Raw genomic sequence first — 20806 nt, forward strand, 5'->3', positions numbered from 1 at the left:
TTTCATTGCAAGACGAAATTGTGAAAAAAAGCTCATGCTTTTTTCTTTGGTTTTTCCGGAAGGGGCAGGCGCACGGTGAACCGCGTTCCTTTCCCGAGCTTGCTTTCCACGGAAATTTCGCCGCCGCAGCTGTTTAGGATTTGCTTTACAAGCGCCAGCCCGAGGCCGTTTCCCTGCCTCGAATGCGATGGGTCTCCCTGGTAAAATTTTTCGAAAATGCGGGGGAGGGCCTCCTCGGAAATGCCCGTGCCGTTGTCCGCAATTTCCACCTTCGCAAAATTACCGTCCTTTTCGAGGCGAACCCACAGCACCCCGCCGTCGTGCGAAAATTTAATTGCGTTGGAGATAAGGTTGATCCAAACCTGCTGGAGCATCTCTTCATTTCCCACATACATTACGCCCTGCATGTCAATATCGAGTTCGAGGTTCTTTTTGCTCCATTCGTTTTCCAGCAGGAGAATCGTTTTGCGGATTTGTTCGTCAAGGGAAAACTCCGTCTCCTGCTCGGGAATGGCCTGGTTTTCCAGGCGCGACAGCCGCAGCAAATTGGATGACAGCTTCACAAGGCGGTCGCTTTCGCTGATAATCACGTCCGTATATTCGTCAAATTCCTCGCGGGTAAGGTCCTTTGATTTCAAAAGGCGCGCAAAGCCCTGTATGGAGGCAATCGGGGTTTTGAATTCATGCGAAACGTTGCTCACAAAATCCTTGCGCAAATATTCCATGTTTTTAAGCTCCCGCGTCATCAGGTTGAAGTGGTGCGCAAGCTGTCCCACCTCGTCGCACGATTCATAGTCGACCATGACGTCGAAATTTCCCTTGGCAACCTCTTTGGTCGCGCGCGTAAGCGTCTTCACCGGTTTGGTAACCTGGGTTACGGCGACCATCATCAGCATTGCGCCGATGGTCGCGCAAAAGAACAGCGCCGTAATTGCGCTGCTGCGGAAATTTACCAATTCGTTATTATCCGTATGCGGGGTCATAATCACATAGGAATCGCGCACATGAAGAAGCGCGTAAGGAAAAACGTTCCCTTCCTGCGACGCAAAATAAACCGTATTTTGTTCAAGGGTGGAAAGCGTCTCATCGGTTACTCCCTTGGGAAGCGTGATTTTGTCCGCGTCGTAAACCCGGATGGAATAAAATGGATTGGATACCGTTTCAATGATTTCTTCCATGCCAAGGTCGGTATCGGCCAGCCGCACAATGTTGTTTGCGGTCGTCATAATCTGGGTCTTCATCTCATTTAAAATAGATTTTTGCACGAACCCGGACGCAAGCAGCATCGCGGCAATGCATGCAACCAGCAGGATGCCGATAAAGACGAACATGAATTTTATCTGGATCGAGCGAAAATGCCTCATACGTACCGTTCCGCCTTATAGCCAAGCCCGCGAATCGTAATAATCCTGAATTCGGGGAGGTCCTCAAATTTTTCCCGCAGGCGCTTGATGTGTACGTCCACCGTGCGTTCGTCCGCTTCCGCGTCCATTCCCCAGATTTCGTCCATCAGCTGCTGGCGCGTAAAAATCTTTTTCGGATAGGAGAGCAGCTTGAAGAGCAGGTAAAACTCCTTTTTAGGCAGCTCGAACAGCTTGCCGTGCGCGCGCACCGTAAGGCTGTCGTAATCGAGCAATACGTCGTCGCCAATCTGCAGCCTGTGCTCGTTCGCAATGTTTGCCCGACGCAGCAGCGCCGCCACCCGCAGCAGCATTTCATCCATATCGATGGGCTTGACCATATAGTCGTCCGTCCCTACGAGAAAGCCTTTTTTCTTGTCCTCAAAGGTTTCCTTTGCGGTCACCATCAATACGGGCAGGGTAAACCCCGCGCTGCGCAGCTCTTCCACAAGCTCGTACCCGTCCATATTCGGCATCATGATGTCGCTGATCATGAGGTCGATATGCGTGGAGTCGAGGATAGAAAGCGCGGCCTCGCCGTCCTCGGCGTGGTACACCTCATATCCGCCCTGCTCAAGGTAGGCGGCCATCAGCCGCCTTAAATTTTTATCGTCTTCCACAACGAGTATGTGAAACATAAAAAACACTCCGCATCAATCAAATTTGTTATTGCATTGCCCGGATAAAAAATAATAGTCGGGACAAAGGCTTTTTCCAATTCCAAGCCGTCCGGGCGATATCCCTTTTTTATAATAGTATAGCACTATTATGAATTGAAAATGAAGCCTTTTCCCATAAGAAACGGGAAACAGTACATGATTGGGATTTTTGACCGAAAAGGTAATAAATTAAAATTCCCGCAAAGCCGTTTAGATTTTCCTGCCTGCGTTAAATATAGCATAGTTGTTCATGAACAGTTCACAAGCGTGAGCGCAGTCCAAAATCTATTACTAATTTAGGAGTGATAAAAAATGTTACACACAAACAAACCCTTGAAAGAAGATAAAATCGTATCTCCCAACCTTGCAGTGTTCGAGGCAGATGAAGCAATGCCGAAAAATGCGCTGAATGAAAAATCGGTTCCGGCCGAAGTGGCGTACCGCCTCATCAAAGACGAACTGATCGACGAAGGAAACGCCCGGCAGAACCTCGCGACCTTCTGCCAGACGTATATGGAACCCGAAGCGACGCAGCTGATGGCTGAAACCCTTGCGGTAAACGCCATCGACAAATCCGAATATCCGCAAATGACGGAAGTGGAAAACCGCTGCGTGAATATTATCGCAAATATCTGGAACGCGCCCGAAGGCGAGGCAATGGGAACCTCGACGGTAGGCTCCTCCGAAGCGTGCATGCTCGGCGGCATGGCAATGAAATTCCGCTGGCGCGATCTCGCTGAAAAGGCGGGCATTGACATCAATGCCAAGAAACCGAACCTCGTTATTTCCTCTGGCTACCAGGTTTGCTGGGAAAAATTCTGTGTTTACTGGGATATCGAAATGCGCCTTGTGCCCCTCGATGAACAGCATATGAGCATGAATATGGATGTGGTAATGGATTATGTCGACGATTATACAATCGGCATCGTGGGCATCCTCGGCATTACCTATACCGGCAAATTTGATGATATCAAGAAGCTCGACCAGCTTGTGGAAGAGCACAACAAGACGGCAAAGGTGCCGATTGGCATCCACGTAGACGGCGCTTCGGGCGGCCTTTTCGTACCGTTTGTCCACCCGGACCTCGAGTGGGATTTCCGTCTTAAGAACGTTCATTCCATCAATACATCCGGCCACAAATACGGCCTCGTATATCCCGGTATCGGCTGGGTACTGTGGAAGAATAAGGAATACCTGCCGGAACGCCTGATCTTCTATGTAAACTATCTGGGCGGTGAACAGCCGACTATGGCAATCAACTTCTCGCGTTCGGGAAGCCAGATTATCGGCCAGTATTATATCTTTATGCGCTATGGCCTCGAGGGCCTCAAGCTCGTCCAGGGCCACACAAGGGACGTCGGCCTGCACCTGACGGAAGCCATCAAGGACTTTGGCATATTTGAGATATATAACGACGGCAGCAACATCCCGGTCATCTGCTATAAGCTGAAAGACCCGGGCAAGCATAAATGGACGCTGTACGAACTGGCGGACAGGCTCGCAATGAAGGGCTGGCAGGTTCCGGCATATACGCTGCCCGAGAACATGACCAACGTCCTGATCCAGCGCTACGTTGTCCGCGCGGACCTCTCGTACAACATGGCGGACTCGCTGATCCAGGATATGAAGATGGCAATCGAATACCTGGAGAAGAACACCAAGGAAGAAGCGCCCGGAAAGCAGAAGACAGGCGCGCAGGGCTTCACCCACTAACTTTGGAAAGCCTGCGCCCAACGCATTTCTTCCCAAAGGGCAATCTGCAAAGCAAACAGGACCGGTTATCCGCGGCAGGAATGCCGCGGATACAGGTTCTAACATAAAAAATGAGAAAGAAAGAACACGGAAAAGAATCCCTTTTCCAAAGGAGGTAATGATATGAAAAGTGCTGCACCCGCCGCATCCGGCAAAAAGCATTTGACATTATTTGGATTTTTTGCAATCACGGCGTCCATGGTTATGACCGTGTACGAATATCCGACGTTTGCATCCTCCGGTTTTTCACTGGTATTTTTCCTGGTACTGGCAGGCATCCTGTGGTTCCTGCCGGTCGCAATGTCGTCCGCTGAAATGGCGACGGTAAAAGGGTGGGACACCGGCGGTGTCTATACCTGGTCGGGGAATATGCTCGGTGAAAAATGGGGCTTTGCAAATATATTCTTCCAGTGGTTCCAAATCACGGTAGGTTTCGTGACGATGATCTATTTCATCCTCGGCGCGCTCTCCTATGTGCTCCACTGGGATGCACTCAACAATAATCCGGCAATCAAGTTCATCGGCGTACTGGTTATTTTCTGGGCGCTCACGTTCTCCCAGTTCAAGGGGACGAAGCTCACGGCAAAGATATCAAAAATCGGTTTTATATTCGGTATTATGATCCCTGCGATCGTGCTGTTCGCCCTTGCCATCGGTTTCTTTACAACAGGCGGCAAAAGCCTTGTGCCGCTTGATGCAAAGGCGCTGGTGCCGGACTTCACAAAGCTCAACACGCTGGTTGTGTTCGTGTCCTTCATCCTCGCCTATGCGGGCATAGAGGCCTCCGCGACACATGCCAACGAAATGAAAAACGTAAAGAAGGATTATCCTCTCGCGATCATCATACTGGTTATCCTGGCGATTATCCTCAATACCATCGGCGGAACGTCCATCGCGGCGGTCGTGCCGGAAAGCCAGCTTGGCCTTTCCACCGGCGTAATCCAGGGCTTTGAAGGACTGGTGCACCACTTTGGAAGCGGTATGGACTGGATCGTCGGCATCATCGCAATCCTGATTGCGGTCGGCGTTATCGCGGAAGTATCCGCATGGGTGGTCGGCCCTTCCTGGGGCATGCTCGAAGCCGGTAAAAACGGGCTTCTCCCGAAGAAGCTGTCCGAGACGAACAAGCACGGCGTTCCGACCAAGTTCCTGCTTTTGCAGGGCGTGATCGTAACGATCTGGGCGGCAGTCCTGACGTTTGGCGGCGGCGGAAGCAACGTTTCGTTCTTCACGGCAATCTCTCTTACGGTCATTATTTACATCGTGGGTTATATCATCTTCTTCCTGGCCTATATTAAGCTGGCAAGGAAGCACAGCGACCTGCCGAGGGCGTTTGAAATCTCGAAGAAGAAGGGGGTCAAGCTGCTGATGGCCATCGTGGGCCTCATCATGTCGATCTTCGCACTGGTGATTTCCTTCGTTCCCCCGGCCCAGCTTACGGGCGCAAACGCATCCACGGAGTACCTGACAATCCTCATCATAAGCTTTGTCGTGGTGGTATTCATACCGTTTATCATATACCACTTCATGAGAAAGAAAAATCCGCTTCCAGCGGGCATGAAAATGCCTCCGGTACAGGATGACGAAGAGGATGCCGCGCAGCCGGCGCAGGCAGGCGCAGCCAGGGCTGCTGCAAGCACGGCGGCAAAGGGGCCGCAGAATCCACAAAACAAATAGAGCTACTGCCGGGCGAAAAAGAACTCCTCCGCCTGGAAAAGAGGCCGCGGGAATCCCGCGGTCTCTTTTGTGTCGATATGCAGCCGTTTTTCCCGGATATGCAAAATCCGCAAACAAAAAAACAGCCGGAATTTTCCGGCTGTTTTCATTTCGGTTTAGAGTGCGCACACGTTGCAAGCCCTTACCTTGTTGCTTCTCGCATCGATTTCCGTATCAAACGTAACCTGCTGTCCGTCGTTCAAAGCTTTATAGCCTTCCGTCTGGATCGCCGAGAAATGTACGAATACGTCCTCGCCTGTGCTGTCATTTGTAATGAAGCCATATCCTTTTTCTGCGTTAAACCATTTTACTGTACCATTATTCATTGTGGTACCTCCCAAAATAAAATTATATCCAATGCAAAAAGAAAAACCCCATATTTCTGTAAACCATGATGAACAACGATTTACACAAATACGAGGTCAATCAAATACATTAATACTTTATTACCATAACATAATGCCATAGCCTTGTCAATTCATTCCGGAAAATATATATATTTATTTTTTCAGGGAATCAGCGTATTTGCGGGGGATAAGTGCTACAATGAAAGAAAGAGACGGGAGAAAAATTATGAATACTATAAAGTTAGGGGAACCAATGTGGACGATTGCCGGACAACTGCTCCAATAAAAAAAGAAAAAAACCTGAGGGATATGCTTTGCCATGCCGGGGAAGCCTACGCGGGGCGTGATATGCTCCGAATCCGCACGGAAGGCGGAAAGGTAAAAGGAATTTCGCACGAAACGTTTATGCGCGACATGAACGCGCTTGGGAACGCACTGCTGGGCCTTGGCCTTGCTGATAAAAAAATAGCCGTGATCGGGCCGACCAGTTATGAATGGCTGGTTTCCTATTTTTCGGTGGTATGCGGCGTTGGCGTAATTGTGCCGATCGATAAGGAATTACAGGATGACGAAATTGCGGCGATCCTCCGCGAAAGCGGGGCGGAATGCATTGTCTTTGCGGATGAATACCTCGATACAATGAGGAATATCAAATCCTCCGTGCGCGGGGTCCGGCACTTTATCAATATGGGCGGGCAGCTCGATTCGTTTTCCAAAAGCTTTTACGAATTTACCGACCAAAGGGCGCAGTATGGTTATGAAGAGCGCGTGATCGATGAAACAAAAATGTGCGCCCTGCTCTTCACCTCGGGGACGACGGGAAAAAGCAAAGGCGTCATGCTCACCCATAAAAGCATTCTTGCCGCATCCGAGGGCGGCCTTGCCTACCTTGAGATCGGCCGGGTGTGCCTTTCCGTCCTGCCTGTGCACCATTCCTTTGAATGTACGCACGGAATCGTCATGATGATCGAAAACGGGACGACGATCTGCATCAACAACAGCCTGCGCTATTTTGCCGAAAACCTGAAGCTGTTCCAGCCGGACGCGGTGTTCCTTGTGCCGCTGTTCATCGAACGGCTGGAATATATGATCCGCAAATACGTGCAGCAAAAGGACGGCGGGGAAGAAGCGTTCACAGCCCTGCTTGAAAAAAGCAGGGAAGAGCTTGCGCGCGGTGAAGATCATCGAAATGAATATTTTGTGGATATCCACGCGCTGTTCGGCGGGAATTTGAGCCTCCTTTTGTGCGGCGGCGCACCGCTCCCAAAGCGGCTGATGAAATTTTTCCGCGATTTGGGAATCCTGCTGGTCACGGGCTATGGAATCACCGAATGCTCTCCGCTGGTCGCCGTGAACGGCAACCGCGCGTACAAAGACGGCTCGGTCGGCAGGCCGATTCCGTGCTGCGAGGTACGCATCGAAAACGCGGATGAAAACGGTGAAGGCGAGATACTCGTGCGTGGGGACAACGTAATGCTCGGGTATTACCAAAACGCCGCCGCCACAGCGGAAGCAATCCGCGGCGGGTGGTTCTATACAGGCGACCTCGGGCACCTGGACAGCGACGGTTACCTCTATATCACGGGCCGCAAAAAAAACCTGATCGTCCTCCAGAACGGAAAAAACATCTATCCCGAGGAGATCGAGGATTTCATCAGGCAGAGGATTCCATACATCGTGGAGATTGTGGTTTATGCACCGCTCGAAGACGGAATGAACGAAAGGACGCTGTGCGCCGAGCTATATCTTGGCGAGGCGGCGGAACGGGAACGTGCGCAGGCAAGCCTCGAACACGACCTTGCGGAGGCCAACCGTGCGCTTCCTGCGTTCAAGCGCATCCAAAAAATCCACGTGCGCGACCATGAATTTGAAAAAACGACAAAAAAATCGATCAAGCGTTTTACGGTATGACAGAACCAACCAAAAAGCCGCGCCGGGGAAAATTTCCGGGGCGGCTTTTTAAATCCCTATAATTTCAGTGCCATCTTCAATCGGTCAGGAACCGAGGGGATGCTCTGAAAAGGTTACGGTTATGGCGTATACGCTTTCGTCCTCCTTTGGGCCCTGCGGTTCCCCGAAAAAGCCGATACCATGGGGAGAAGATTCGCCGTCCGTAACGGAAAGGATCACAACCGGGACCTCCTGCTCATAGGCAATATCCATCGGGTCCTGCCACTGGGCGGCGGACGGCAGTCCTGCTGCCGCGTCGTCGTTCTCCGTCAGGGTAAATCCATAGCTTGCGTCCCCGTTTTCGACGATTACGCGAAACTGATCCGCCGGAAGCGACGGCAGAAAAAACATGATCCGTCCGTCCGGAGCTTCCGCAACCCCTTCCGAACTGCCGAGGACCTCCCATTTTCCGTCGATGCCGAGTTTATACAACACGCTGCGGATGGACTCCAGCCTGTCGGATGTATGATAGGCATATACCTGTCCCGGAATGATTCCGTCCTGCACAAGCAATGGGTTTATCCTGTCCTCGTCCGTAAGCTGCGCGGGCTCAAGGCGCATTTCCGCGCCGCAGCCCACACACAGGAACATCATACATATGCCGAGAAGCAAGGCGATCCATTTTTTCATACCCATCCCCCCTTTTGCTCACAGTCTAGCATGCCGCGGGGGAAAACGCAATCGGTTCAGCGTTCGGGCATCCTGAACCCTTTTAAGGCTTCGTTCAGGAAGTCGTTGAACGGCTTCATCAACCGGAAGATATGCGCGGCCTCGTTTACGAAACGTCCCGCGTCGCAAAACACCTCCGCCGGGATGTCATATTCGATGTCCCACGCCTTGTGCTTCAAATATTCCGCGCACGGGTTTTCCTTTTCGTACCCGCGGGGCACGTTCTTCAGCTTTTCCCCAAGCACGTTAAAATGCTCCGCAAATTCCTTTGCGGTAATGATTGCCGTAAATTCCCCGCAGCGTTCCGCGATCCTGTCGCGCACCAGCGCCGTCGCCTCCGGGAAAACGGAAGCGAACACACCCCCGCCGAGAAAGACGCGGCCCGGGCCTGCGCTCAGGTAATATCCGGCGGGGAAGGGGCTCCTGCCGCCGGGCGAAATGTGTGCGCGGAAGCAGGGGTTGTACGGCGATTTGTCTTTGGAAAACCGCGTGTCCCGGTTGATGCGGAAGATAAGGTTTTTCGGGGGCGGCAGGCACGCAGAGGGATCAAAAGCGGCAATGCGGCTGCAAAGCTCCTGCACAAGCGCTTCAAATTCGCTGCGCGCTTCGTCATATTGCCTCCTGTTCGCGTGGAACCAATCGCGGTCGTTGTGTGCCGCAAGGGCGGAAAGATAATCCAGAATGCTTTTTGTATCCATCCTGCCCTCCTAAAACGCGCGGATCGCGTCCATGCCCCTGGAATCCAAAAGCTCGCGCAGGAACTGCCGCGCGCTCATGGGGGAGCGGTAAGCGGGGAAGGAAGCGAATATTGCCGCGCTGTCGTCCATCGCCTCCATTTCGTCCTTGCACGATGCGAGCAGCCCGCTGTCGAGCGTCTCGAGCGCGGTATATGCCGGTTTTTCGGGGTCGATGCGCCCCTGCTTTACCGCATGGCCCGCGCGCCGTTTGCAGCTGCACATCCCAGTGCCCGAAAGCCCGCAGTATTGCGCGAGAAAAGCGGACATCCGCTTGCGGATGCGCGAGAGCTTCTGGCGGTAATTCGCCGCGGAAATGCCCAGCGCCTCGCCTGCGATCCGGCTGTCCACGCGGAACATCGTACCCAATATGAAGATGCAGCGGTCCTCCGGGGAAAGGCATTGCAGCATCACGTTCGTGCACGAAAATTTGAGCTCCTCGGCAAGCAGCTCCGCATCGGCGCTTCCCGTGTACGGGGCGTCCTGCACCGATGCGATATCCGCGCCGTAAAAATCAAAGTTCAGCGGCGCGTGGGCGAACATTGATTTTTTGTAGTCGATGAGGAAATTGACCGCGATCCGGTACACCCATGTGGAAAAGCTGCTTTCCCTGCGGAAGGAGGCGAGGTTCGTCATCACGCGCACCAGGATATCCTGGCTCGCGTCCTCCGCGTCCGCGGGCGTGCCCAGCATGCGCAGCGAAAGATTAAAAACGGTGTCCTGTACCTCGGCCAGCAGCGCCTCGAGCGCATCCCTGTCGCCTTCGAGCGCCCGCGAGACGAGCGCGTCTGTTTTTGTATCCATATTTTGTCCTCCTTAAAGACGTCTTTACCTGTTTAGACGGAAAAAAGCGCCGCGTGTGACAAAAAAATGCTGTTTTTTCAATATACATTGGATCGGCTCTCCCCGCAACTTAAATTTTCCAAATCCGCTTGACATATATCACGATGTGATATATGATAAATATATCATAACGTGATATAGTTTAACGCGATATAAAGGAGGGGCGGCATGGATGTAAAAAAAGCGGAAAAACGGTATCTGCCCATGAGCGAAACCATGTTCTATATCCTGCTCTCCCTGCGTGAAAAGCGCCACGGTTACGCCGTGATGCTGCACGTGGAAGAGATCACGAAGGGACGGGTAAAGATCGGGGCGGGAACCATGTATCAAAGTATTTCCAAGCTTGCGGGCGACGGGCTGATTGCCGCGGCGGGCGAGGAAGGCAGGCAGAAAAAGTATCAGGTTACTGCGCTCGGCATGCACATCCTGCAAGCGGAGGCGCAGCGGATCAGGGACCTTTTTGAAGCAGCGGAGGAATTGCTATGAAAAATAAGAATGTGAAGGCAGTCTGGTGGACGCCGTACAAATATGCCGCGCCCTCGGATTGGGAGCGCTATATGGAAGATATGGCCGCGCAGGGCTGGAACGTGGATAAAATCAAACAAAGGAGTTCCTTCCGTATGGTGTTCCACAAAACGGAGCCCAAACAATACAGGTATGTCATGGACCTGAACGCGTTTCCCAAAAAGGATTACATGGCGACTTACGAGGCGTTTGGCTGGGAATTTGTCGGCAAGATGGCAAGCGAATACATCTGGCGCAGGGAATATACGGGCGAACGGCCCGAGGCGTTTACCGACACGGCGAGCCTTGAAAAGCGGAACATGAATGTGATCAATGTGCTGCGTATTCTGCTTGTGGTCATGCTCGCGGGCATTGCGGCGGTTGTCATCGCCCGCTTCGCCGTCCCCGACAGCTTTACAGATTGGGTGGATTTCGTTATCCCGGTTGCGATTTTTGCCGTGATGGCAGCGGCCCTCGGGGTGTTCCTGCGAAAGATGTACCGAAAGCGGACGGAGTGAATATACCCGCAGCCGCACGAAACCATAAGGAGCTGTCCCGGTTTTATCCCGGGACAGCTCCATTTTTATACGTTTCGCAAATCGAATCATTAAATATACATTATGTAGTATTTATATTGACAATGCGAATTTCGATTGCTACAATTGTAGTAAATAAGCCAGGAGGAACAACCAATGGATAAGGTAAAATCGCTTTCGGCGGCGGAATGGACGGTTATGTCTGCGCTATGGGATGACGAACCGCTGATGATTTCTGAAATTGCGGGAAAAATCGGCAAGGAAACGAATTGGAGTTATTCCACTGTCGCTACCTATATCAGCCGCCTTTGCGATAAGGGAATCCTGACCTATAAAGAGCGTGGAAAACGGCGCCTTTACTACCCGGCGGTAAGCATTGACGATTGCGTACAGGCGGAAAGCAATAGCATAAGCGAGCGTATGGCTAAAGTAGGCACTAAGAAATTGCTGATCCATATGATTAAAGATGCCGGGCTGACCGATCAGGATAAGGACGAGCTTCTGGAACTCATTGATGAACTGAAATCGAGGTAAATCAGATGAACCATATCGTATCAACCCTCCTGGAGATAACGTTTTATGCCGCGCTGGTGTTCCTTGTTATTATGCTGCTCCGGACGCTGCTTCGGGGCAAGCTGTCTCCGGTATTCCGGGCGGCTCTCTGGCTCGTGTTGGTTGTGAGGCTTTGCCTCCCGGTGACGTTTGACAGTGGCCTGCACTTTGTCATATTGCCTCCGGGACAGGGGGAGGTGCAGGTGCAAGGTATGTCAATGGAGGTAATTCCGGCAGCAGGGCCCGGGGCGGAAGCGGCGGGTGCGGAAACGAAAGCGGCGGTTCCCTTCCGGGCAACCTGGCAGCAAATATTTGTGCTGGCCTGGCTGGGCGGCGCCGGGGTCTGCTGCGTTGTCCTTGCGGCTGCGGGCCACCGGCTGAAACGGCAAAGCCAGCGCCCTCCCAAAGAAATGGACGGAAAAATATCCCGCATACTCGGGCGCTGCATGGCAGAACTGGGAATCCGCAAAAAACCGGATGTGGTTTTGATGGACGATTTACCCTCCCCGGCCCTTACGGTCGCGGGATGCCCCCGAATATTACTGCCAGCCCGGAAGGTTTCCGCCATGAGCGACGAACAATTGTATTTTGCGCTCCTTCACGAGCTGACGCATTACAAACGGGGAGACCATATTTTGCTGTTGGTCTGGCAGATATTGTCTGCAATCTACTGGTTCAATCCCGTCGTATGGCTTGCGGGCGGTTGCCTGGTTGCGGATATGGAAGGCGCGTGCGATTATTCTGTCGCGCAGGGGCTGTTGCCCGAAACCAAAAACAGCTACGCCCGGACGTTGGTATATCTTTCCACCGAACGGCCGCAAACCAAGCTTATGATGGGGCTGGCGCATTCCGGAAAGAGGAATATGCGGCAGCGTATCCAAAGTATTTATTCCGCGAAAAGCAAGGCTTCCGCAAAGGCCGTGTCCCTGGTATTGGTTGCCGTTCTCGGCGTCTGCTGCTTCACAACGGCCTGTTACCCCGTCTCCGCCGCGGAAGCGGAGGAACAGCTTTTAAGTGCAACCGTTCCGCTCTCAAAAATGTATCATGACGTCAAGGAATTAATGCGGGAGGAGAATTTCTCCTGCGGCTCGTTTGGCGCGGACTATAACAATATCATCTATCTTCCTGCGGACGGGCTTTTTGATAAAGGCAGTGCGGAGCTGCGGGATGAAAATGCCGGAAACACCCTAACGAAGATAGGCGGAATCATTAAAGAATATATGCCCGCCACCAAAGAAATCCTGGTAAGGGGTTATACGGATAGTACGCCTGCCACTTCCGCGGACTATAACAATAATATGGAGCTTTCCGCGGCGCAGGCCCGGCGCGTCGCCTCCTTCCTTGCGGAGGAATTTGAGCTTGACCAATCAAAAATCAAAGTGCTTGGGATGGGCGAACTTGACCCGATGGACACGAACGCTACGGAGGAGGGCCGCGCGCAGAACCGGCGGATCGACATCATGGTCATAGCCAAGAGCTCGCCCTATACGGCGCAGGACTATATGGGGGAAGGAAAGACGGTCGGGCTTTAACGGCGGTTACGACGGGCCGGTTTCTTTCATAAAAAAAACGGCATGCGTGCATGCCGTTTTTTGCTGCCTCAAGTCTTGTTTTCCTGCCGTTTCCGCCACTTTTGGAATTTGTTGTTTTCGAGCGCAAGGTATCCGGTCTTTAAAAAAGGGAGGAAATTCCACAGCCAGTTGAAGAACCCAAAGCTTGCGAACGGATAAATTTTCCTTTTCTCCCTGCGCACCCCTTTGATAACCGCCCGAGCAACCTTCTCAGGCGTTTGCGTGGGAAAGGGCAGGGGCGCTCCGCCTGCCGCACGTTTGAAAAAGTTTGTTTTGGTCGCCACCGGGTAAACAACGGAAAGCGTTATATTGTCCGGCTGCTCGTAGCGGTAGGCCTCAAAGAAGCCGTCAAGCGCGTATTTTGTCGCGGAGTAATACGCAAACCCCGGAATCGCCGCTTTCGCAAGCGCGGAGTCCGTCACCACATAGTGGAAGGGCGCGCCCTTTTGCAGCGCGACCAGCTTTTGCAGGGTATAGATAGGCGCAAAGGTGTTCACTGCAAAAATGTCCTGCGCCTTCGTCCAGTCTTCCTGCGCCGCTTCGCCGTAATACGCAAACCCCGCGTTGGCAAAAAATACGTCGATCCGTCCCAAAAGGCGCATGGCCTCGGCAAGCATCTCGTCGATCTGCCCGGGGCCGGACATATCATAGGCAAGGGCGGTCACATTTGCCAGCCCCAGCCCGCTGATCGCGTCCGTATGACGCGCCACTCCGGCAACCTGCGTTCCCGGCACAGCCGCAAGCCTCTTTAAAAGCTCGAAGCCAATGCCCGATGAAGCGCCGGTGATTACGATTTTTTTATCATTGAATTCCATGGGAAAACCCCCTTCCGCCCATCGGCGGCTAGGCTCCCGTGAATCCGTGGGATGATTAGAAATACCGCTCGATGTCCACATGGTTTTCGCGCAGGCGAAGCAAAAATTCCTCGCGGTAAACTACATTTGCGCTGAACCTGTATTTTTTAAGCGCCGTTTCCATAAAGAAAAGCTTTTTCGTCACAACGGCGCGCCTGATGTCTTTATAATAAACCTGTTTTTTCACACCAAACACACTGTATGTGACAATATATTCCTCCAACACCCTGATGCGCCATACAAGCGCCAGAAGCAGTACATAAACGCCGCAAGCGGCCAGCACCGCCAGCAAAACAATGCTGATCCAGTCAAGGCTGTGCCAGATCAGCAGGAGTAAAAAGACACAGCAAAGAAAACAGAAAAACACAACCGCAAGCCATACGAATACGCGCGGATGACGCACCGTAAAATCCTGATGCGCATCAATTGCCAGCACGCGCTCATTCTTCCCCGCATATAGGACAAAATTGACTGCCACCGCAATCAATACGGCGGCAAGGATGACTTGCAGGACCGTTATCATGAAGCCGCTTTACCCGTTTCTTTTTTACGGCCCGTCATCTTGGGGATGACAAGCGCGAGCACAAAGGTAACGATCACCAGCACCCAGCCGCCAATAAACAAATATTGTTGGTCATATCCGGCGTATGGTGTCCTGATGTTGGAGTACAGGAAGCTTGCGGCAAGCACAAGGAACGCCGCAGGGCAAATGTATTTCAGCAGCACGTTCCACCACCTGCCGATTTTGATGGTCGTAGTGGAATTGATAAAGTCGCGCAGCTTGCCGATGCCAAACAGCCATGCCACGGCAATCGTCTCAAAAATACCCATAAACAGGAGGTTGCCGTCGTTTACAAAGTGGTCGACAATATCCAGCCAGTAGAGCCCCGCATTGGTCGCAAACAACAGCGCAAGCGCGGCGCACGCGGCGCACGTAATGTACAGCGCCTTGCGCGGGGGAAGCTTGAATTTATCCGAAAATGCGGTTGAAACCGCCTGCACAATGGAGAACAGGGAGTCGATGGCAAGCGCAAACAGCATGATGAAAAACAGCAGGGAAAAGACAATCCCCACAACCTGCCCGCCCGGGAATACGGAAAGCGCCTGCGGATAGGTTACGAACGCCAGCATCACGCCCTGATAATTCATTTCATCGATGGGCACGCCGCTCTGGAACGAGAGATAGCCGAGCGTGGAGAACACCACAAATCTGGCAAGCAGGCTGATTCCCATATCCGAAAGGCCGATCACAATGCTGTCCTTGGGAATATCGCTTCCTTTTTCAAGGAAGCTGCCATATGTAATCATGAGCGCAAAAAGGATGCTCATGCTGTAGGCGACCTGCCCGAAGGCCGCGCGCCACACGTCAAAGTCGCCGAGCGCCGACCAGTCCGGCGTAATGTAATAGCGGATTCCCTCCGCCGCGCCGGGCATGCTCACCGCCTGGACGCACATGACAATCAGGATCACCACCGGGATAATAACAATCCATTTTACAAGCTTTGCCATTTTTTCCACGCCCTTGCGCATCGCAAAAATAACGACCAGCCATGTAATCAAAAGGCCGATCAGCACGGGCAGGGAAAATCCGCCGAGGTGTCCGGGGCTTTCCGACAGATGGAGCACGGTGTTGTTGAAATATCCGGCGGGGTCGCCGCCCCAGGCCATCGTAAAGGAAGCGAAAATGTAATTCACGACCCACGCGACCAGCGTCGAATAATATGCGGCGACAATAAAGGCGATAATCACGCCGGCCCAGCCGATCCATTCAAATTTTTTGTTCATGGCCGCAAATGCGGAAGGCGCGCCCAAACGGTATTTTTTACCGATGGCCAGTTCCATCATCAGCACCGGGATGCCGATAGCAAAGATCGCAATAATATACGGCAGCAAAAATGCGCCGCCGCCGTTCTGGTATACCTGCCCGGCGAACCGCCATGCGTTCCCAAGGCCCACCGCAGACCCGATTGCCGCGAAAATAAAGTTAGAGCGAGACCCCCAAGTTTCCCGTTTCATAAATCTTTCTCCTATTATTTATGATAAGTTCAAATGAATAGCACCATTATATCATAGACCGGCGTTTTTTTCCCTGGAAAAAGCAAAAAGGGCACAAAAAAACCCGGTTCCGTTTTGGAAATATCGGCGCTTGGGCCCACCGGGTCAGTTTTGTTTTATTTTTTTGTTGCGGGCTATGAAAAGTTCAGATGGCCGCAGACTTGATCTCGTCAAAGAAATCCGCTTCCGTTTCACTTCCGGGCGCCGCAGAGGCAAGGGCTAAAATACGTTCCGCACTCACGCCCATCATCGTTTTTTGGTCGTAAAGAACGATGTCGTCAACATATTCGCTGCAATCCATTCCCGAAGGAATATCCTGCAATTCCGTTTTGGAACAGGCGATCAGCGTTGTAATTTCATCGACCATAATGCCGACGGATTTGTCGCCGCGGTTGAGCACGATCACAACGCCGCGGTTGACTTCCTTATAGGTATCGATCAACTGGTCGAGCAGCGGAATGACCTCGTTATAGCAGATTCGTTTCGCTTCTTCCAATTTTTTCGCGGCGTTTTCCCAGTCTTTTTTTGCAATCAGTTGGTTCACCTGGCCGCCGCAGAGGTGAATCGTCGCGTGCGGCGCCTCGATTTTTTTCAGGACAAAGTTCAGGCTGATATTATCCGTATGGAAATTATCATACCACATGCCGAATTTACATTTGTGGGGATCGACGGCTTTTGTAAAAGTAACGCGGTTTTCCACGGATTCCTCGAGCGCCTTGATCCAATCCAGATGCATCTGCTTCATTTCCGCAAATTGGTCCACATATTCCGCAAGGTTCATCATCCTGAATAACGTGCGCATCTCGATTACGGGAATCGTCTGCTGCTTGTAGTTCATGACGCCCATCCAGTGAGGCGGGGTTCCAGGTATTTTCGTAATTTTTTCAGGAATTACGATGGAATCGACATATTCGCTGGTAATGCAGTAATCTGCGTTATTCAGCTTAAACGTGACCCATAACCTGCTTTCACTGTTTGTTTCCATACCGTCTCCTTTCTGCAAACTTTAAAGACTTTTTAATTCGTTATAACTCATTATAGACGCTATATACGGAAAACACAACAAAACAAAAAAATTTTTCCGGCGGGTTCAATTCCTGACGTAAGGTGCTGTTTTGGCCCTTGCATGTTATAATACTGCTATGGAACCATTGCTGAAACACTGCCGCCTGTGCCCGCATGCCTGCGGGGCAGACAGGACGGCGGGGGAAAAGGGAATCTGCGGGGCGGACGCGCGGCTTTTCGTGGCGCGCGCGGCGCTCCATTTCTGGGAGGAACCGTGTATTTCGGGTACCGTCGGTTCGGGCACGGTCTTTTTTTCCCATTGTCCGCTTCATTGCGTTTATTGCCAGAATGCCGAAATCAGCGATGGACGGGCCGGGGCAGAGATTACCGCAGGGCGGCTTGCGGACATTTTTTTGGAATTGCAGGGGCAGGGCGCGGCTAACATCAACCTCGTTACGCCCACCCACTATGTCCCGCACATCATAGATGCGCTTACCCGTGCCAAAGGGCGCGGCCTTTCCCTTCCTGTCGTATACAATTGCTCGGGCTATGAAAGCGTGGAAGCGCTCCGGCTCCTTGACGGGCTCGTCGATATTTACCTGACGGATTTTAAATACATGGACAGCGCCCTTGCGCAGCGTTATTCGAACGCGCCGGATTATCCGCGTGCGGCGAAGCGCGCCCTGCATGAAATGACGCGCCAGGCGGGGAAGGCGGAATTTGACGAAAAAGACCTGATGCGGCGGGGCGTGATTGTGCGGCTTTTGCTCCTGCCCGGCTGCCTCGAAGACGCGAAAGCGGCGGTCCGTTATCTTTATGAAACCCATGAAGACGGGATATGGCTGAGCCTGATGAGCCAGTATACCCCTGTGCATGCGGAATGCCTTCCGCCGGAATTGCGCAGGCCCGTTACCCCCGAAGAATATGAAGCGCTCGTGAATTATGCAATCGCCCTTGGCGTGGAAAACGGTTTTCTCCAGGAAGGAAAAGCGGCGGACGAAAGCTTCATCCCGCCCTTTGATTGCACCGGCGTGCGCCCGGGATAGAAAAATGAAAAACCGCTCTGTTGAGCGGTTTTTTTATAACTGTAAATACGCATGTTTCGCGCCGGGCTCATGCTTCCTATACGCCGATTGACTGCACCTGTTCCAAAAATTGCTTCGCCACCCGCGGTGAACGTCCGCCGCGTTCGAGCGCATAAATTTCCGCCTGCCGGTGCAGCTCTTCGCGCTCCATCCCGACCCCGTAAAGTTCCGCAAGGTGGTCGACGATGCTAAGGTACTGCTCCCGGTTGGGCCGGGAGAATGTGATCGTAAGCCCGAATCGGTCGGAGAGGGAAGTCAGCTGCTGCACCGTATCGTTTGCGTGCACCTCGTCGCCCTCCCGGTCGGAAAATGTCTCGCGTACCAGGTGACGGCGGTTGCTCGTCGCATAAACTGCAAGGTTTTTCGTGCGCGCGGAAACGGAGCCTTCCAAAATCGCTTTGAGCGCCCCGAAATCGTCGTCGTCCCGGGTAAAGGAAAGGTCGTCGATAAACAAAATAAATTTCAGCGGATTTTTTCCCAGGCTGCCCACCAGCGCGGGAATCGCCCGAAGCTGCTTTTTATCAATCTCCACCAGCCGCAGCCCCCGGTCTGCAAATTCGTTTACCACCGCTTTTACAGTGGAGGATTTTCCGGTGCCGCTGTCCCCATAGAGGAGCGCGTTGGCGGCAGGCTTGCCTTCAAGCAGGGCGAGCGTGTTTTTGACCACGCATCCGCGTTCGTATTCATAGCCGGAAAGCTGGGAAAGCCGCGTTTCATCCGGGTACTTTACCGGGACGAGCTTGCCGTCCGCGACTGTAAAGAAATGGTATTTTGCGAACGGACCGTAGCCGCATGTGCCGATGTGCGCCATGCGGTCCTTGTATACGGCGGAAAAATCATGCTTTGCCGTTTCCCAGTCGGGCAGGAAACCGTCATATGGGACCAGCCGTTTGGCCTGTGCGGCGGAGACCTCCGAAAGCTCCTGCAGAACGGAAAGCTCGTTTTTGAGGCACCTTTCAAGCTGGGGCTCCAGCTTTTCCCCACGGCCTTTTTTCAGGGCATACAGGTTTTCGCTTTCCAGAACCGCATTTAAAATGTAATCGCTGAAATTAACCTTGAATTTGAAAAGCTGTGCGCAGAAATCTGAATAGGCTTCCACGCATTTTTGCGGATCGCCCTGCTCGGCCGTCTCCGCAAGCGTGATGAACCTTTGTATGGCAGGGTCTTCCAGAAGCCCGCGGAATAAGACGAGCGAGCGAAGTTTTAATACCAGTTGCTGTAAATTTTCCATTGCTTTGTCCTTCTCTGTTAAAATACCCGTTTATTATACCGCGCTTTTCGTCCAAAATCAAAAAGAGGCGGCCCGGGGTAAAATTCCTGAAGCGCCTCTTTTTCTGTTTTGCCAATCTATGATCCGCCGCGAAACGCGGCCGCTTATTACCTGTTACCCATTATTTATTCCTTGTTTACCTTCTGGCGGTATGCCTCCATTTCCCAGTTGGCAATAAAATCAATGAGTTCAGGAGTCATGTGCAGCGGTCCGCCGAAGCTTTCCGAATAAACTGCAATTTTGACCGCGTCGAGGAACAGCATTTTAGAGGTCGACACATCCTTATCCGTATCGCCGAGGATAAAAGCGCCGAACCCTTTTACGCAGACAACCTTGGGCGCATAGCCGGTTTTATCCGTGAATTCCTTGAATTTTACATCCATAAGCTCCGGGGATTCCGTGTACAGGAATTCCGCTTTGCAATAGACGATATGGTCGGGCGTGAATGCCGCGGAAAGAGGCGAAAACGCATGCCTTGAGGCCACGAGGGAAAGAATTTCCTGATTGCATAAAAGGTCGGCTTTTCCGTTTGGGGAATAGAGCGCCGCCAGCTCCCGCTTCAGGGATTCCGCCTTACCTGCATCACAGGACGCTGCCGAAAAATCCGGCGTACGGCCGAGCCTGCTGCGTAAGCGTTCCATTACATGCTCCATCAGCGCGTCGATTTCTTCGCGCGTATCGGCCGCAATGAAAATACCGTGGTTCTGGAGCAGCAGGATTTGTGCTTCCTTGCCCTGCGCCGCCTTATATTCCGAAAGCTTTTCCCGGCAGAGAAGGGAAAGCACATAGCCGGGACGGGAAAGCGGAATCCACACGTGTTCCCCGGGCAGAAGCTCCGCCGCGATTTTTTCTCCGTCCTGCCCGCAGGTGAGCCCGTTTACCAGGGCGGGGTGCACGTGCAAAATCAGCCGGAAGGGAAACAGGTTGTGCAGCGTGGTCTCCACGCTCGGCCGTTTATCTTCAAAGCCGGGGAGCCGTGCGGCCATCATGTCCGCGAGCGAAGCCGCTTCGCGTTCCTTGTCGCCCTGCGGGTAATCCGCCGTCATCATGGCATTGAGTTTTGCACGGTCCATCCCCACAAAGCCGTCCGCCGTTATGGTTGCAAGCGTTGTGCCCGAGCCCTTGATATACATTTCGCTGTCATCTTTCAGGGAAGTATTGCCGCCGCCGGCGAGAACATAGTCCTCATTGCTGCCGTAGTCATTTGAAAGTTTTACCAGTTCCGTAAGATTCAATTTCGCTCCCTCTTTTCCTGAATTTTATTCAGATTTTCCTTTGAAAATCATAGTAAACATGGTATAGTA

At 52.5% G+C, this 20806-nt stretch carries 20 protein-coding genes; 8 read left to right on the forward strand and 12 right to left on the reverse strand.

Annotated features, from left to right (window positions below; genetic code table 11):
- Nucleotides 1-32 precede the first annotated feature (32 nt).
- Nucleotides 33-1364 carry a HAMP domain-containing sensor histidine kinase gene (locus tag BBD38_RS09995; RefSeq protein WP_066687691.1) on the reverse strand — a complete coding sequence of 444 codons (1332 nt, stop codon included), beginning with the start codon at nt 1362-1364 and terminating at the stop codon, nt 33-35.
- The gene (locus tag BBD38_RS10000; RefSeq protein WP_066687695.1) at nt 1361-2038 is read right to left on the reverse strand and encodes a response regulator transcription factor; all 678 of its coding nucleotides are present in this window, start codon (nt 2036-2038) and stop codon (nt 1361-1363) included. The genes BBD38_RS09995 and BBD38_RS10000 overlap by 4 nt, the downstream gene beginning before the upstream one ends.
- 333 nt (nt 2039-2371) lie before the next feature.
- Between BBD38_RS10000 and BBD38_RS10005 the strand changes: the two genes are divergently transcribed.
- Entirely contained in the window at nt 2372-3772 is a 1401-nt protein-coding gene (locus tag BBD38_RS10005) for a glutamate decarboxylase (protein ID WP_066687696.1), read from the forward strand.
- A gap of 162 nt (nt 3773-3934) precedes the next feature.
- Entirely contained in the window at nt 3935-5488 is a 1554-nt protein-coding gene (gene gadC / locus BBD38_RS10010) for a glutamate:gamma-aminobutyrate antiporter (RefSeq protein WP_082989605.1), read from the forward strand.
- Nucleotides 5489-5643: 155 nt separating this feature from the next.
- On the opposite strand, the gene BBD38_RS10015 is transcribed toward gadC, so the two are convergent.
- A complete protein-coding gene (locus tag BBD38_RS10015; RefSeq protein ID WP_066687698.1) occupies nt 5644-5853 on the reverse strand; it encodes a cold-shock protein in 210 nt (69 codons plus the stop codon).
- 276 nt (nt 5854-6129) lie between these two features.
- Here BBD38_RS10015 and BBD38_RS10020 point away from each other — a divergent pair, with 276 nt between their 5' ends.
- A complete protein-coding gene (locus BBD38_RS10020) occupies nt 6130-7785 on the forward strand; it encodes an AMP-binding protein (RefSeq protein WP_066687700.1) in 1656 nt (551 codons plus the stop codon).
- Nucleotides 7786-7869: 84 nt separating this feature from the next.
- On the opposite strand, the gene BBD38_RS10025 is transcribed toward BBD38_RS10020, so the two are convergent.
- Genes BBD38_RS10025 through BBD38_RS10035 form a run of 3 tightly spaced genes read right to left on the reverse strand, consistent with a single transcriptional unit; the run spans nt 7870 to nt 10031 of the window.
- A complete protein-coding gene (locus BBD38_RS10025) occupies nt 7870-8454 on the reverse strand; it encodes a hypothetical protein (protein ID WP_066687703.1) in 585 nt (194 codons plus the stop codon).
- Nucleotides 8455-8510: 56 nt separating this feature from the next.
- Nucleotides 8511-9191 carry a DUF2461 domain-containing protein gene (locus BBD38_RS10030; RefSeq protein WP_066687705.1) on the reverse strand — a complete coding sequence of 227 codons (681 nt, stop codon included), beginning with the start codon at nt 9189-9191 and terminating at the stop codon, nt 8511-8513.
- Between the two features lie 9 nt (nt 9192-9200).
- Nucleotides 9201-10031, reverse strand: a complete 831-nt coding sequence (locus tag BBD38_RS10035; protein WP_066687708.1) for an RNA polymerase sigma factor — start codon at nt 10029-10031, stop codon at nt 9201-9203.
- Between the two features lie 207 nt (nt 10032-10238).
- Here BBD38_RS10035 and BBD38_RS10040 point away from each other — a divergent pair, with 207 nt between their 5' ends.
- The 4 genes from BBD38_RS10040 (at nt 10239) to BBD38_RS10055 (ending at nt 13194) form a co-directional block, all read left to right on the forward strand.
- Nucleotides 10239-10556 (forward strand): PadR family transcriptional regulator, encoded by a 318-nt coding sequence (locus BBD38_RS10040; RefSeq protein WP_066687711.1) that lies wholly within the window; start codon nt 10239-10241, stop codon nt 10554-10556.
- Nucleotides 10553-11092, forward strand: coding sequence for a DUF2812 domain-containing protein (locus BBD38_RS10045; protein WP_066687713.1), 540 nt, complete (start codon nt 10553-10555; stop codon nt 11090-11092). Before BBD38_RS10040 ends, BBD38_RS10045 begins: the two co-directional genes overlap by 4 nt.
- Before the next feature lie 174 nt (nt 11093-11266).
- Nucleotides 11267-11644 (forward strand): BlaI/MecI/CopY family transcriptional regulator, encoded by a 378-nt coding sequence (locus tag BBD38_RS10050; RefSeq protein WP_066687715.1) that lies wholly within the window; start codon nt 11267-11269, stop codon nt 11642-11644.
- A 5-nt stretch (nt 11645-11649) separates the two neighbouring features.
- Nucleotides 11650-13194: a M56 family metallopeptidase gene (locus BBD38_RS10055; RefSeq protein ID WP_066687718.1), complete on the forward strand. Its 1545-nt coding sequence runs from the start codon at nt 11650-11652 to the stop codon at nt 13192-13194.
- A gap of 68 nt (nt 13195-13262) precedes the next feature.
- Here BBD38_RS10055 and BBD38_RS10060 read toward each other — a convergent pair whose 3' ends face one another.
- From BBD38_RS10060 to BBD38_RS10075, 4 genes are all read right to left on the reverse strand, one after another.
- The gene (locus tag BBD38_RS10060; protein ID WP_066687721.1) at nt 13263-14048 is read right to left on the reverse strand and encodes an SDR family NAD(P)-dependent oxidoreductase; all 786 of its coding nucleotides are present in this window, start codon (nt 14046-14048) and stop codon (nt 13263-13265) included.
- A 55-nt stretch (nt 14049-14103) separates the two neighbouring features.
- Nucleotides 14104-14610, reverse strand: a complete 507-nt coding sequence (locus BBD38_RS10065; protein WP_066687730.1) for a DUF6560 family protein — start codon at nt 14608-14610, stop codon at nt 14104-14106.
- A complete protein-coding gene (locus tag BBD38_RS10070; protein ID WP_066687733.1) occupies nt 14607-16103 on the reverse strand; it encodes a sodium-dependent transporter in 1497 nt (498 codons plus the stop codon). The genes BBD38_RS10065 and BBD38_RS10070 overlap by 4 nt, the downstream gene beginning before the upstream one ends.
- Nucleotides 16104-16287: 184 nt before the next feature.
- Nucleotides 16288-17127: a chemotaxis protein CheW gene (locus BBD38_RS10075; RefSeq protein ID WP_066687736.1), complete on the reverse strand. Its 840-nt coding sequence runs from the start codon at nt 17125-17127 to the stop codon at nt 16288-16290.
- Between the two features lie 157 nt (nt 17128-17284).
- Between BBD38_RS10075 and BBD38_RS10080 the strand changes: the two genes are divergently transcribed.
- Nucleotides 17285-18193, forward strand: coding sequence for a radical SAM protein (locus BBD38_RS10080; protein ID WP_066687743.1), 909 nt, complete (start codon nt 17285-17287; stop codon nt 18191-18193).
- Between the two features lie 76 nt (nt 18194-18269).
- Here BBD38_RS10080 and BBD38_RS10085 read toward each other — a convergent pair whose 3' ends face one another.
- Both BBD38_RS10085 and BBD38_RS10090 read right to left on the reverse strand, forming a co-directional pair.
- On the reverse strand, nt 18270-19463 hold the full coding sequence (locus BBD38_RS10085; RefSeq protein ID WP_066687746.1) for an ATP-binding protein: 1194 nt from the start codon (nt 19461-19463) through the stop codon (nt 18270-18272).
- A 164-nt stretch (nt 19464-19627) separates the two neighbouring features.
- The gene (locus BBD38_RS10090; RefSeq protein ID WP_066687749.1) at nt 19628-20737 is read right to left on the reverse strand and encodes a class II aldolase/adducin family protein; all 1110 of its coding nucleotides are present in this window, start codon (nt 20735-20737) and stop codon (nt 19628-19630) included.
- Between the last annotated feature and the right edge of the window lie 69 nt (nt 20738-20806).

It is taken from the genome of Christensenella intestinihominis (assembly GCF_001678845.1).
Lineage (GTDB): Bacteria > Bacillota > Clostridia > Christensenellales > Christensenellaceae > Christensenella > Christensenella intestinihominis.